The sequence below is a fragment of the Methylomonas sp. LWB genome (assembly GCF_001856095.1).
GTDB classification, from domain to species: domain Bacteria; phylum Pseudomonadota; class Gammaproteobacteria; order Methylococcales; family Methylomonadaceae; genus Methylomonas; species Methylomonas koyamae_A.
Window position 1 is genome coordinate 65,267 of the sequence record NZ_MKMC01000012.1, and the last position, 13,529, is coordinate 78,795.

The following is a 13,529-nucleotide window of genomic DNA, read 5'->3' on the forward strand; positions in this document are numbered from 1 at the left end:
ACCTCCTAAAGAATTGAGGCACACCCATCCCGCTGGGGCCGATGTGCCCCTTTCGGGTTAAATGAAAATAACAATACCCTTAAAACCAGCAGTCGTCCGTGTCGGACATGGCCGTTGCCAGATTTAATCGGGGTTTGAGTAAACCTAAGACTCCAGCGGTCTCACGAATGCTGTCGAGGTTGGTGCCAAAAAATGCCAGCACGTCCTGTTCAACTTTCAGATCGACCGAGAGGTCACGGGCGGTTTCGGTGGCAATATCGATATCCACGCCTTTGAAGCCTTGTGCTTTCAGCGCCAGTAAAAACAGCCAAGGCAAAACGCCGTGGGCTGATTTAATCTGGCCACTCAGTTCGAAGACTTCAGCATTAAGCGTGGCATCAATCCACTGTTGCCAGCCATTCCACGCCTGTTCAGGCGTAGCATGGCCATCAGACAAGGTTTGAATAACGCCAATCAGTCGTCTGACCTCGATACCCAAATCCACTCGGATGGGCTGTTTTGCATGGCAATCAATGGTCCAATACAGTGCTTCGACTGGCGGTGCTGGCACAGACACGAGATTTGCATCAGGTTCAGGCAATTGTGATGGTGTTGCCGAAGTCTTGCCCGGAAACACCACATTGCCGTTCACATCAATATCCACCTCGCCGACCAACACATAGCCCTTGGCCTGTTTTTGCCGTTCGATATCGAACTGCTTAACGCTGTATCGGTTACTAAAGCCCGGCAAACTATCTGCCGTTTTGCCCCAACGGGTGGTGATTGATCCATCCGAATTACTCCTGACCGCCCAGTCTTTGGAACTGCCGTCACTGTTACGGTGACGATATAAATTCCAGGCAGCCATGATTACACCTGCCAGTCATCGCCAAATACATCCTTGGCGATACGATGAATCGCTTCACGTTCGGCGGGTTCGGCCCGAAACGTCAAGGCCCGGTCCAAGGAATACGCCAAGGCATTAGGCGCACTTTTGAAGGTGGCCACCAATGATGCCCAACGTACTAATCCGCGCGTCGATAAGGTCACCGATAACATGCCGCCGCCATCTGCTCCGCCGATAAACACCTTGCGAATCTGGTTGGCGACCTTGATCATGCTTTCGCGCACCGTTTCCGGCATGCTCGGCACCACATCGGCCAACAGTTTCATTTCATCTTCCGGCTCGGGGTAACCGACTTCCATCAGGCGAAATCGATCCAGAAATGCCAGGTTTTGACGTAATACACCTTGATACAAGCCCGATTGATCACCAGATCCGGCACTATTGCCGGTGGCCACCAAACGAAACTTGGGATGCGGAGTGATCACATCGCCGGTTTGCGGAATCGTCAACGGTTTGCCTTCAACGATTTCATTCAGGCCGATCAACTCTGCGGGATCGATCGCGTCTATTTCGTTGATCAACAGTACATGGCCTAAGCGAACCGCCAAGGTCAAAGGTCCATCGATCCACTTCATCGCGCCGCCGTCGACCAGCATGTACTGACCTAGTAGATCGTTGAGTTCCAATCGACCATGGCCGGTGACCGAATGCACGCCCCAATTGAGACGCGCCGCGACTTGCTCCAACAACGAGGTTTTACCGGAACCGGTAGGACCGGTCAGGTATAAGCCGTCGCCATTGTGCGAGCCTAAAAACGCCAGAACATCGCGCAAGTGATCCTTGCGAAACACATACGGTTTTTGCGCTGGTACATAGGCATTTTGTCCAGGGATAAAGCCTTCCACTTTCATGGAGGCCGGTGCTGGTATGCCGAAGGTATCGGCGATGGAATAGGATTGATACATGGTGAACTCCTTATGCTTGGGTTAAACCCGCAACACGAGACACACCATTCCCCTGACGGGCAGTGTGTCCCCGTCGGGTTGAGATAAATTCCTGGCGAGCCAGGGGTTTAGTACGTTGAACGATAAAAGGTTAAAGCGGTGTCAAACTACCTTTGGCGAGGCATCGATACTGAAATGCGCATTACCTTCGCCAATTCCGCGCGGGCGAGGAGTTCCTCGTCCATAAAGCGCAAAATCCGGCGAATGTCGGTTTTGAAATCCAGATCTCGGGTTTGACCGAGCATCTGCCGCACCACGTCTTGCTTATGCCTAATCTCGTCAACACTGGCGGTTTCCAGCCAGCAAAACAGGCTTTTCCAAAAGTCTTTATTCATAGCGAACCTCCTTTGTTGATAAAAGGGGTCACCATGACCCGCTAGGGTGATGAACCCCGACGGGACTGCAAACCAGGCTTGACGCACCTGGCACATGAAAGTGTTTCACCTTCATGCCGCCTCAAAAGCGGAACGCCGGTTTACACCGGATTCAGCGTGTTTCGAATGAAACAGCCGAACTGTTTTCCAGCTAAATTTTCCTCACTGACGTCAAAACCCGAGATCAGAACCAGAAATCAGCACCGACCATCTCTTTCAACGCCTCAGCATCGAAAGGCACTTCCGCCAACCTGCCGGAGTCATCCCGACAAGTAATGCGAACGCGGTTAGCCGGTTGTTTTCGGTAGCTGTCGAGCATCGCTTCGGTGACATCCGGCAATAAGGCCTTCATCACCGCTTTGTAATCAACACTGCCTTGGGTCTGAAAGCGACTGACACGTAAACCCGAATGCTCGGCTGCCATGAAATCACCCATCAACAACACCAAGGTTTGCTCGATGTCGAATTGATTGGCTTCCAGGGTTTTGAGTTGGGCTTTCAGGTCATCGATCTTTACCGCCTGGCTGCGATAATTCGCCGCCAATTGCTGCCATTGCTGTTCGGCATGGCCTTTGGGTAGATAAATATCGCGGTCAGGATTTTTTTCGGGTTCCTGTCGCTGTTTGACGTTCGACCAGAATTCCATGGCGGTATCGACGAGCCGGTTTAAGAAGACTTCATCCCGCTCGATTTCAAACTCCACATCCTGGCCCTGGTGATAGAAGAACAAAAAGCCGCGTTGCGCATCCGCCACCAGCATTTGCTGTTGCACCTGGCACCAGTAAAGTTGATAGGCTTCAGACTGTTCGCGGTTTAGCACCACATCCAGAAAAGTAGTTTCATGCGGGCATTTGATTTCGACCGGTTCGTTGTTTTCCGACAAACCGTCGAAGGACGCCCGCATTAGCGAATACCAATCAGACTCGCCGCAGAGGGGCAGCAGCATGACATCGTGCTTTTCTTCAAAACGCTGTAAGGCTTCGGGTTCCTGTTCGATACCAATTCGGACCAAAGGGTTGTTGTCCAGGCTTTGTTCCAGCACGAGCCCCGTCTTTTCCGCCCATAACCGCCAAGGGCTTTTGTGCGGCGAACGATTCATAATGATCGCCGCCTCACTGGCACTAACTCCTTGTGAACGCCATAACTGCCATTCCGGTGATCGCTGAGAGACATTGATGACCTTCATCACCGATGCTCCAGTAATTGGATATGGCAGCCTAGCCGCAGTGTTGACACGCCGCGTTTAACAAGTTGGTTTTCACAACGCCGCGCCCAGTGATAGTCGGCAAAGAGCAGCAGGGTTTGATCGGCTGTGGGTAGATAGAGACCGCCATAGCTTTCGACCAGACTTTGCAGTTCTGGCTTGGTAGGCGCCTGGATTTCATGGACAGGATTGCCCGGACTCCAGTTACGTTCCAAGTAACCACGGCCATGCCGGCGAATCACCGTCGGTGAATCGTAGCGATGCCAGTCGGTATGACACGGTATGCGGTTGGATGATTGATCAATGGCATTCATGACATCTCCTCTTAAACAAAAAGGGCGTCATGAATTTCACCCCAAGGGCGATTCAGGACGCCCAGGTAGGGTTGAAAATAATCACCGGCAATTTACCGGCGGTTGATAGTTAAAACGACTATGGCTGATGTGCCGATCCCAAGGTCTCGCGAGCCTTGTTCAGAGCCTCTGAAGCCGGATCACTAGCGGCTGGCATACCAGAAGCGTCTATGGGCTGATGATTAACATCACCTTTAGTCGATGCCGCCTTGGCAGATGCTGATGCCTTGTCCAGTTCAGCAATGGCATAGGTCAAATCCAGGCCTTTGAACTTGTTATTGGCATAGTCGTAGGCGGCTTTCCAGGCGCCTGCAAGTGCTGTGCGTCTAACCAGTTCACTGACGGCTTTTTGCACCTTGGGCGGAATCATCGATAAATCGATCACTCGCGGTGGTTCGACGCTGCCGACAATCGCATCATCGATCACGTCCGCTTCGTCGAGTCGACTGGCAGTGCTGTTAATCACGCTGCCGTCATTCATGTCGTCGATGCTTTTGCCATCCATTTCCTCGGCGGCGTAACCGCATTCCTCCGGAAAGGCTGCCCTAAGCGACGCTGCTTTACCGCATTTGGATAATTGCCCCTTGGGGCGTTTGATCCACATCGCGGTGGGCACTTGCGAGTTTTTGCCGCCGGCGGTGCTATAGGCTTCTTGCCAATACACTTCCTCGGTAAATGCACAGCGCTTGCCACCCACAATCCGGTACACCGTGACCGCTACCCATTCGGGAAACGTTACGGTGACATTGGATTCCTGCCATTGGTCGTTGTCGTCCTTGTACCGTCCGGTGAAGGTTTTGGTCACATCGGGTCCCCATGCCGGTCTGTCCATGCCGGCCCAAACACCGGTACGCGACGCAGTAGTCTGGATTTCCATGATGGACGGCCAGACGGTTTCGACATTGCGGCCCAAGGCGGCACTCCACATCAGCACCACATGGACTGGTTTTTTGAAAATATCCAGTTTGCGGGCCTTGCAGTAGTCCAGGGCCATCATGATGGCTTCCGGGGTTCTAGCGGTTGGGAACGTCACGTCGGTGAGGACTTTCCAGGACTGCTCCGAAATGCCATAGACCTGATTTATATCGATGGGCATTGGCAGATTGCGGGTTTTTGCAGGATTATTGCGGGGTTGATTGCTCATGGCGTGTCTCCTTAAAAAATAGAGGACGCAATGCCCCATCTGGGGAGAGACGTCCCCATGGGGTGAAACACCTAAACAGCGGATGCTGCCAGGCGGGTAAATTAAAGATCAATCTGAATAGCGGATAACAAGGGCAAACAGCTACTCAGAAAAACGGAATGTCATCGAAGTCCTCATCCAAGCCGTCCTCATTTACCGCCGTCGGTGGGGTAGGGGACTGACTGGATTGACGAGAAGACCCATTTTCATCAGCACGGTCCAGCATCTGTAACTCACGGACAACCACTTCCGTGCGGTAGCGTTTTTCGCCGTTTTTATCCCACTGCTGGGTGCGAAGACTGCCTTCCACATAGATCTTGCTGCCTTTGCGCAGATACTGCTCGGCGGTATCAGCCTGTTTTTTGAAAAACACCAACCGATGCCACTCGGTGTGTTCCTGTTTGGCTTTGGCTTGGTCATTCCAGACTTCGCTAGTCGCCAAACGGATTGCCACCACCTTGCCGCCGTTATTGGGTAAATACCGGATATCAGGATCGGCGCCGAGTCGGCCTAATAAAATGACTTTATTCACACCACGACTTGCCATGATGAAATCCTCCAATCGGCCGCGCCCGACAAGTGAGAAGTAAACCCACCTGCGCGGTGATGGGTAGAGTCCCGCAGGCTCACCCCGACTGGGAATAAGCATTCCCAGGAACAGGGTTAAAAAAACGAAAACACATCAGGCTTGACGCACCTGACACGTCGATGAAAACCATCGACGCCGCTTAAAAACGGAACGCCGGTCGAAACCGGATCAAGCCATCTGGAAAGACAGCATGAAGAGTGGGAAAGTGTTGCTGGCAAAAAATGAATGCCCAGAAAGATCAGGTAGGCTGCAGCCAATAACACTTGGCGCCATTGAAGCAGAAATGTTTTGGCGTGAGCTTGCAGCTAATGTCGAATTCACCATTAGCTGCAAAAGGGATGAAAAAATCTTCGATTACTATCGTAGTCCATCCCACACTCATCAAGGAATGCAAATGGCTGAAACTTCCGCCCCAGTAAAACCGGCTCGACTTGAAATAAGCCGGCCCGTATTCGAGCGCACTTTCAAGATTAATAGCGAACAAGCGATTCGGGTCATACGCAAAAGTTATGACCGGCTGATCAAGTCGCTGTATGCGATCGATGTGATTTTGCGCATCGTCGGCCAGGAACAAGCCATTGATGAAATCGAGGCCATTGTCAGCACGATGATTGCCGATTGCGCCACGCAACTTCAGCAGGAAAAAGCCCGCCTGGAAAAACTCAAAGCCGACAACGGTATAACCGAAACGCCGACCTACACTCATCCGACCGAATTTGTCGCCAAGATCGCATCGCCGCAAATTGCTCAGTTCGTTGAACTGATTCGCTTACTGGACCAATTGATGATCGTCATGGATACCTTGTGGCTTTGCCAGGTCATCGACAATAAGCACTGCGTGGAAGCCCGCTACCATTGGCAGCAACGCTTACAGCGCTTGGCCAACCGGATTGTCACGATAGAGCGACAGGCGCATCGGGCGGCATATGCGCAGGGATATGGGGAAGATGTAAGATTGGCACGGCAAGAGTCCGGGCTACAAGATGAGCCGGAAACTGTTTCCGAAGACGAATCAGTTGTGGATGAAATTGACCCAACTAAACAAGTAGACGGCGTTAAGCTACCGTAGTAGCTGGATTTTGATAGCCGATTTCTACCCCTGAAGCTATCCTCCTTTTAGGAAGGGCGGATTCATCCTTCTCATATTGAAATCAGAAAAAAACTCCCCATCTAGGCGTTAGCTATTTATTCTTGTGATTTTTGTAAGGGAATGCCAATGCCTAAAACATCTTCAATTACCGCACAACCCATACCTGAAGAAAATCAGGCAATTGACGATGGGGAGCTAGCCACATGGTTAAAAACACAGCACGGTGCTGGGTTGACCATAGCCTATGCGCATGCAAAACATCGTTGCAAGGTATTTGAGGTCGGTACCTCGAATACTGCCACGATCATGGCGAATCCTGGCAAAACCTCCCTTGCAGAATTAAAGCGAATTGCGAAGTCTGGAAAATTAAAGCGCGTTGAATTGCTACTTACCGAATTTGATCAAAGCGTAACGATAAACCCTGCTTGGGTTTTATTTGATGCAACTGCGGATGAAGTTGGAAAATGGTACAAAACTCGGGAAGATCTATTTGACCAAGGACGTGGCAAAGCCATCTCGCCCGCAACGGCTGCTCTGGTTTGGCATGCTGCTGGCGGTCGATGCATGTATCGTGGATGTGGGCAGAATCTTGGGCAGACCCCATTGACCACAAAAGCCGCTCGTATTGCATATCTCGCTCACATTGTCGCATCTGACCCAGACGGCCCGCGAGGTAACCAGGAATCACATAAACTCTCTGATGATCCAGAAAACATCATGCTGATGTGTGATGCCCATCATCGCCTGATAGACCGAATCGACGAAGCCGGGCATACAATCGAACGGCTAAAAATGATGCGAGATGAACATGCCAGCCGAGTGAATTATCTATTGGACGGAATCGCCTACCCACGTACGCTACTAATTACCTTGCTTGCGGATCTCGCTCAGGTTCCAACCAATGTTTCTCATACCGAATTAAGAGAAAGTGTTCTTAGTCGCCAGCTTGGACCTTTGTGCAACCCAATCAACGCAATTCGAAGAACACAACGCGATGACCGTAGTCGTCAAGATTTCTGGTGGCATTTCCTAAAGGAACATGAGAACGATATTCGATCTTTCATTCTGCAAGTTAGTAATCAGCCCGCCCGCAGCAATGAGGCGGCTCCAGATGTGCTGGCTATTTTTCCGCTTCATCTGGTTCCGGTTCTATTCATTGCTGGTCGCATTGTAGGAGAGGCTCGTTCTGTTGAAGTGTTTCAGTATGATCGTGATCGGCGCACCTGGCGTTGGGATGAGACTGCCACACCGTCTGTCCGAGGAAACATTTCCATTTCAACATTACCTTCTGTCCCAGTTGACGAAGTTATTCTAACCATCGAATTAACCGCCGCGATTGATGAAAAAAATCTTCCCGATATGCTGATTACTGCAGTCCGCGACCAAGTGATACCATGGATTCGGATCACTCACTCGTCGCCACACTACAACTGCATTTGTACCTCTGAAGATCTTTGTCAATTCACTCAGGTAGCCCGCCAAGCTATTCGAGTCATCCAGGATCAGCTTCGGGCAAAACGCGTACATCTCATTGGCGTTTCGCCCGCAAGCACCTTATTCAGGTTCGGGCAATTACTGCAGGCTGGACATCATCCACTCTATCAATTCTATGACCGTCCCGACGGCGCTCATAAGTTTTTACCCGCGCTGACTATTAACGGTACCGAGATTATCGCGAATGCCAACAACGGCGCAGAACCTTGCAAAATTTCTCTACGATAAGGAGCTAATTTCATGACCAATACCAAGTATGCAACCCTAGTTGAGGTGGCAAAAGGACAACGTAAGGACCGACGCCTGAATTTGGCTCTGGAAGCGATAGCCTTTGATAGCTCGTCAGGAATACCGATTTCTTGGCAATCCTTGGCGGAAGAACTTGATGCTATCAACCGACATATTACGGTTAACGCAGACGATTTCGAGGAAGCGGCAAGCGACTACAACCATATTGCAGAACGATTAGTGGAAAAACTTCATTGGCCTAATGATGCCATTCGCATCATTCCACAAGGGTCGTCGAGCACTAAAACGCTAATCCGTATGCCCGGTCCCGGTAAATTCGATATCGACGCAGTTTGTGCTGTAGACATTTCCAAAATCGAAGCAAAAGACCCAATAGTGTTTTTCGAAAAGATCGGGGAAGCGCTCGAAGATTGGTTGCCTAGCGCCAAGAAGCGTTGCTGGTGTGTCGAGTTTACGAATCGACGCTATTACATTGAATTTACACCCTCTGTACCGTTAAACACGATTCCGGCACAAGCTGTAGCTAGCATCTGCTACCGTCCTAGTGATCGCTATAGCGATACCGCTCTCGCTGTTGTCGACACGCCAACTCGGCGATGGAAAACCTCTAATCCAGAAGGTTTTTCCAACTGGGTATCGGATCAGGCAAAGCGCATCATCCTTGTTTCTTTACTCCTAGAAAAGCGCGCAATGGAGGCGCTGGCTTCGGATAGCGTTGCTCCAGTTCCGGAACAGCAAGTTCCGCTGAGCGACACACTCCGAATCGCAATACGGCTTCTCAAACGTCATCGCGACATGTCGGTTCAACGGGGTTATTTCGAAGCCGAACTTAAACCGATTTCCGTCATCATCGTGACTCTGCTCACGCAGTGTTACGAAGGTTTGGCGGATCAAAATGCACGCTATTCGCACCCGATCGAGTTGCTGGCTGACCTCGCCCAATTAATGCCGGGGATGATTGAGATTCGTAATGGAGATTACTGGATTGAGAATCCAACGGTGGCCGAGGAAAACTTTGCAGAGAAGTGGAACACCAATCACACGCTTAAAGATGTTTTCGATAATTGGTGCGAGCTGCTAATCGATGATCTACAGAGTATTTTATCGTCGACTGACGAGCGTTCGCTTTGTGAGAATATACGAAGTGTGTTCGGCTGTACTGCGGTGACCGGCTCGGTTCCGCCATCAAGCAGCGGCCTGGCTTCTCGAGCGCCGAACCGTGTGCATAACGTACCTGCACGCGGACTAGCGTAGCGAGGTTTACGGATTTGGCGAACGCTCTTGAGGACTATCTGGCATCGCATGTAAACCTATTGTCTGAGCAATCTGGTGGAGAGGGACTTCGCCGGTTTTTATTACGTCTGCCAAATCTTCCAGAAGGAAGGTCATTCGGGCAGGCATGGCTTGAATTGCCGAGGACGTTTCCTGATAACGGTATCGCCAAAATTCGGCTGTTACCTGAAAATGCTCTGAAAGTGCCGCATATTGAGGCTGATGGCAAGCTCTGTATTGATGACGGCGACCCCGGCCCTTTGAGTGGTGCGTCGCCTATCAGCCGAGTTCAACAACTTATTGAAGCGTTTTACGAACTCTTTCTTAGACCATGGTGCGCTGGTGATCTTGATGGCGATTTCGCCGATGAGGCTCAAAACTATTGGACGATTCATTGTAACCGAAATTCTTCATTGCATGATGCAGTAACCAAGGTTTATACCATTGATAGACAGCCTGCATCCCCAAGTATATACAAAGCAAAACATCTTTCTGGAAAGCGTATCGTCGTTGCATGTAGCGATGACGCCTTATCCAATCGTTTTGTATCAGCCATGGGAGATGGACAACAATTGCGTCAAGTTCTCGTAGCAGATATCCCTGTCTCTTTTCCTCTGACGCCGGATACGTGGCCACAAGATCAGGCAAGCCTCGAACGCCTTCTTCGCATGCGGTTAGGAAGTGGGGTTGCTGGAAACTTTCTGTCTGCTAAAGGTCATCGGGGGCGACCGATCCATAGGATTGTGATTCTACGGGCGCCAGATTGCAGTTTTGGTTTTTTATTACCTGGAGGTCCTCCAGTCGTCATTCGTAAAGGATATTCGACTCGTGCCTATCCGACACCGAAGTTAATCCCTCTTCAGGTCGAGCGTCTTGATCCCAATTGGACATTTGGTCGAAACCAGCATCCGGAAATCCAGATCAGACAGCAAAAACATGTTCTAGTAATTGGAGTTGGGGCTCTAGGTAGTCCAGTCATTGAGCAATTGGCCAAAGCCGGAATTGGCCGCCTTACGATCATTGATGGAGACATCTTGTTGGCAGCCAACATTGGTCGCCATGTTTTGGGGGCAGATGCGATTGGCTTAGGGAAGGCAAAAACGCTTGCGGAGAAAATTTCTAGGAGTTGGCCAAGCTGTAATGTTTCGGCAAATTCGGGTTCCATAGAGTGTTGGTTGAGGCATCACGATCTTTCTGATGTGGATATGGTGATTGACTTAACCGGTGAGCCGGATGTGCGGCTATGCGTCGAAATTGCGCGGAAACGTCATAATTGCCCACTCTTAATTGGCTGGATGGAGCCTTACGTGGCCGCGGCACATGCTTGTTTGCTTCCTATAGGTCAGCCATGGATGATTGATCAGGTTGATCGTCTTGAGTCTCTTCAGGCAGTCACGTGGCCTGATGATGTCATGCAGCATGAACCATCCTGTAGCAGTATTTTCCAAAGCTATACTTCGGCAGCGGCTACCCACGCTGTGGCTCTGGTTGCTGAAGCTGCACTTAATTTACTAGATGGTAAAATTAAACGACCAAATGTCCAGCATTGGATTCGTGGCCAGGCTTTCTTGGATGCCCAACGTCCTGGATTGAACCTTAGGGAGTGGGCGATTGCAGCAGCTCCTTTTGATGGAATCTCATTTGAAACCGTTTATGAGTGAGCGTCGTTTTCAATTGCCAGAAAATAGGGGGATGGTAGTCTTCTCAAATGATGTTCTCCAACATATATACAGATACGCGCAGACCGCATTCTGGAACTGCGAAGCGGGAGGACAGTTATTTACTTTGACTCCAGAAAAACCCTTAGTGTCAATCTCTTTAGCAACTGGTCCGTATCGGCAAGACCGTCGGACACGTTGTAGTTTTCATCCAGATGTTCGCAAGGCAACAGAGGATCGATTTCAGTTATTTTCAAAGGGATTGCATGCTGTAGGACTTTGGCATACTCATCCAGAGGCGTGGCCAACGCCGTCGGATTGTGACCGAATTACCACAAAGGATTATCTCGAAGCCTTTCAGGGGGAGATGGAAGGGTTTCTATTGGCAATTCTTGGCAACCAAGGAAACCCTCGTAATTTATCGGTCTGGATGGCTTGGACAAATCAAAGCCTGCCGTGGTCAAAGCTTCCGGAAATTGCGTCCGTAGTCAGTGGTGGATAGCCGTCACAGAAAGAGCACGAATCAAATACAGGCTCCAGTTGCTAATTTATTTCGGACAATTGGTTTTTGCGATCAACTACCTTTCAACATGGTTAGGAATAGGCTGGTCAATCTAAAGGAGGTATATTCAAAGAATTGGCGACTATCCTATTGGAATCTGTATACGATAGCGGCGTGGATTTCAAAATAAATCGCTAAAACATTAATTTATTGCTATCTATACATGACAATAAACTGAGCAGGATGCTAAGATTGCTTCATGAAAGTCTCAAAAGAAGAACTAATTGCCGTACTGGCCCAATTCAATCCCTGGTGGCGAGGTGAGCCAATTGCGGACTTACCGGATTGGCAGCGGGCTGCTTCGCGCGAGTTAAATCGCTGGATTAATCATCCACCGGTCCATCGCGCCATTCTGCTGTCCGGCGCTCGTCAGGTCGGCAAGACGACACTTTTACAACAACAAATCGACGCATTATTAAAGCAAGGCGTCCCAGCAGCCAACATCCTCTACGCCACTTTTGACCATCCGGTGCTCAAACTGGCGGGCATCGAAGCCGTGTTGGAAGCGTGGCGCGAGCGTGAGCCGCGCGTCGATGGGCCTGAATACCTATTTCTCGATGAAGCCCAGTTTATTCGTGATTGGGGGACTTGGGTAAAACACCAGATCGATTTCAACAAACAGCGCCGTATTGTCTTTACCGGTTCGGCCATGCCCTTGGTGGAAGCGGACCAGGAGTCCGGCGTCGGTCGTTGGCATACCATTCGACTGACTACGCTATCGTTCTACGAGTACCTGCAAATCAAACAGGTGCAATTGCCGCCGTTGCCGCCATTAAAAAGTTTGGCCGAGCTGTTCGACTGGACACCACCGCAGTTTTATCGGGCCCAGGAAATTGCCGTGCCTTATGTCGGCCATTTTCACGAATATCTGATTCGCGGCGGCTTCCCGCAAACCGCTCAAGTGGAAAGCATCACCCAGGCTCAGCGCTTGTTGCGCGAAGACATCATAGACAAGGCGCTTAAGCGCGATATGACCGCACTGTTTGGCGTGCGTCGCATCCTGGATCTTGAACATACCTTCCTGTATCTGTGCATGCATGACGGCGGTTTGCTGAATATCACCGATTTGTCCAGCAACCTGGAGGTCAAACGTCCCACCGCCCAGCATTTCATCGAACTTCTGGAAGCCTGCCATTTGATCTATCGGCTGCCGCCGTTCGGTTATGGCAAAGACGTACTCAAGGGTCGCTTCAAAATTTACCTGGCCGATGCCGCCATCGCGCCCGCCGTATTGCTAAAGGGCAAAAGCATCATCGACGATCCCGCCGCCTTGGGCGTGGCCACCGAAACGGCGGTGTTTAAACACCTATTCGCGCGCTATTATTCCCAGAATGTGCGTTTTACTTACTGGCATGGGAAAAAAGACCGTGAGGTCGATTTGGTCGCGGAAATTGGCGGCCAATTGATCCCCTTCGAAGTGAAATACCGTGCTCAACATACCGGCGCACGGGAATTGAAAGGTTTGATTGAACTGTGCGAGCAAAAGAAAATCGCCCGAGGCTATGTTGTTACCAAATCGCTCGATGACTTCGGTTTAATGACCGGTCTGCCGCAAACTGGCGATACTGCCAGCCAGATCATGCGTCTGCCAGCACCGTTGCTGTGCTATTGGATGGGCGCTTCGGAATTGAATCAACCCGAATTTAACGATTAAGCCGGACAAACGGCGAT

At 50.5% G+C, this 13,529-nt stretch carries 13 protein-coding genes; 6 read left to right on the forward strand and 7 right to left on the reverse strand.

All coding sequences use genetic code 11. The annotated features are described in order from the left end of the window. Positions 1–79: 79 nt before the first annotated feature. The 7 genes from BJL95_RS06150 to BJL95_RS06180 all read right to left on the reverse strand — a co-directional run bounded on the left by BJL95_RS06150 (position 80) and on the right by BJL95_RS06180 (position 5,506). The gene (locus tag BJL95_RS06150) at positions 80–847 is read right to left on the reverse strand and encodes a hypothetical protein (RefSeq protein WP_071156317.1); all 768 of its coding nucleotides are present in this window, start codon (positions 845–847) and stop codon (positions 80–82) included. Between the two features lie 2 nt (positions 848–849). Beyond that, positions 850–1,791, reverse strand: coding sequence for a MoxR family ATPase (locus BJL95_RS06155; RefSeq protein ID WP_071156319.1), 942 nt, complete (start codon positions 1,789–1,791; stop codon positions 850–852). Positions 1,792–1,937: 146 nt separating this feature from the next. Then, positions 1,938–2,165 carry a hypothetical protein gene (locus BJL95_RS06160; protein ID WP_071156321.1) on the reverse strand — a complete coding sequence of 76 codons (228 nt, stop codon included), beginning with the start codon at positions 2,163–2,165 and terminating at the stop codon, positions 1,938–1,940. Positions 2,166–2,388: 223 nt separating this feature from the next. Beyond that, a complete protein-coding gene (locus BJL95_RS06165) occupies positions 2,389–3,390 on the reverse strand; it encodes a YqaJ viral recombinase family protein (protein ID WP_071156323.1) in 1,002 nt (333 codons plus the stop codon). Beyond that, positions 3,390–3,722, reverse strand: coding sequence for a hypothetical protein (locus tag BJL95_RS06170; protein WP_071156325.1), 333 nt, complete (start codon positions 3,720–3,722; stop codon positions 3,390–3,392). Before BJL95_RS06170 ends, BJL95_RS06165 begins: the two co-directional genes overlap by 1 nt. A gap of 118 nt (positions 3,723–3,840) precedes the next feature. Then, entirely contained in the window at positions 3,841–4,905 is a 1,065-nt protein-coding gene (locus tag BJL95_RS06175; protein WP_071156327.1) for a recombinase RecT, read from the reverse strand. Between the two features lie 145 nt (positions 4,906–5,050). Then, positions 5,051–5,506 (reverse strand): single-stranded DNA-binding protein, encoded by a 456-nt coding sequence (locus tag BJL95_RS06180; protein ID WP_368086599.1) that lies wholly within the window; start codon positions 5,504–5,506, stop codon positions 5,051–5,053. Between the two features lie 217 nt (positions 5,507–5,723). Between BJL95_RS06180 and BJL95_RS06185 the strand changes: the two genes are divergently transcribed. From BJL95_RS06185 to BJL95_RS06215, 6 genes are all read left to right on the forward strand, one after another. Continuing rightward, complete coding sequence (locus BJL95_RS06185) at positions 5,724–6,602, forward strand: hypothetical protein (RefSeq protein WP_254786701.1); 879 nt, start codon at positions 5,724–5,726, stop codon at positions 6,600–6,602. A gap of 147 nt (positions 6,603–6,749) precedes the next feature. Then, positions 6,750–8,345 (forward strand): SAVED domain-containing protein, encoded by a 1,596-nt coding sequence (locus BJL95_RS06190; protein WP_175463655.1) that lies wholly within the window; start codon positions 6,750–6,752, stop codon positions 8,343–8,345. Between the two features lie 12 nt (positions 8,346–8,357). Then, complete coding sequence (locus BJL95_RS06195) at positions 8,358–9,620, forward strand: nucleotidyltransferase (RefSeq protein WP_139306150.1); 1,263 nt, start codon at positions 8,358–8,360, stop codon at positions 9,618–9,620. 14 nt (positions 9,621–9,634) lie between these two features. Next, positions 9,635–11,299 (forward strand): ThiF family adenylyltransferase, encoded by a 1,665-nt coding sequence (locus BJL95_RS25445; protein ID WP_217631664.1) that lies wholly within the window; start codon positions 9,635–9,637, stop codon positions 11,297–11,299. Continuing rightward, positions 11,292–11,798, forward strand: a complete 507-nt coding sequence (locus BJL95_RS23700; RefSeq protein ID WP_175463656.1) for a Mov34/MPN/PAD-1 family protein — start codon at positions 11,292–11,294, stop codon at positions 11,796–11,798. Before BJL95_RS25445 ends, BJL95_RS23700 begins: the two co-directional genes overlap by 8 nt. A 259-nt stretch (positions 11,799–12,057) precedes the next feature. Further along, positions 12,058–13,512, forward strand: coding sequence for an ATP-binding protein (locus BJL95_RS06215; protein WP_071156333.1), 1,455 nt, complete (start codon positions 12,058–12,060; stop codon positions 13,510–13,512). The last annotated feature ends 17 nt before the right edge of the window (positions 13,513–13,529 follow it).

What these genes read in the sequence shown, in the direction of transcription:
- BJL95_RS06155 (WP_071156319.1), bottom strand. Translation starts at nt 1,791, where the DNA reads ATGTATCAATCCTATTCCATCGCCGATACCTTCGGCATACCAGCACCG.
- BJL95_RS06150 (WP_071156317.1), bottom strand. Translation starts at nt 847, where the DNA reads ATGGCTGCCTGGAATTTATATCGTCACCGTAACAGTGACGGCAGTTCC.
- BJL95_RS06175 (WP_071156327.1), bottom strand. Translation starts at nt 4,905, where the DNA reads ATGAGCAATCAACCCCGCAATAATCCTGCAAAAACCCGCAATCTGCCA.
- BJL95_RS06215 (WP_071156333.1), top strand. Translation starts at nt 12,058, where the DNA reads ATGAAAGTCTCAAAAGAAGAACTAATTGCCGTACTGGCCCAATTCAAT.
- BJL95_RS06170 (WP_071156325.1), bottom strand. Translation starts at nt 3,722, where the DNA reads ATGAATGCCATTGATCAATCATCCAACCGCATACCGTGTCATACCGAC.
- BJL95_RS06165 (WP_071156323.1), bottom strand. Translation starts at nt 3,390, where the DNA reads ATGAAGGTCATCAATGTCTCTCAGCGATCACCGGAATGGCAGTTATGG.
- BJL95_RS06185 (WP_254786701.1), top strand. Translation starts at nt 5,724, where the DNA reads ATGAAGAGTGGGAAAGTGTTGCTGGCAAAAAATGAATGCCCAGAAAGA.
- BJL95_RS06190 (WP_175463655.1), top strand. Translation starts at nt 6,750, where the DNA reads ATGCCTAAAACATCTTCAATTACCGCACAACCCATACCTGAAGAAAAT.
- BJL95_RS06195 (WP_139306150.1), top strand. Translation starts at nt 8,358, where the DNA reads ATGACCAATACCAAGTATGCAACCCTAGTTGAGGTGGCAAAAGGACAA.
- BJL95_RS23700 (WP_175463656.1), top strand. Translation starts at nt 11,292, where the DNA reads ATGAGTGAGCGTCGTTTTCAATTGCCAGAAAATAGGGGGATGGTAGTC.
- BJL95_RS06160 (WP_071156321.1), bottom strand. Translation starts at nt 2,165, where the DNA reads ATGAATAAAGACTTTTGGAAAAGCCTGTTTTGCTGGCTGGAAACCGCC.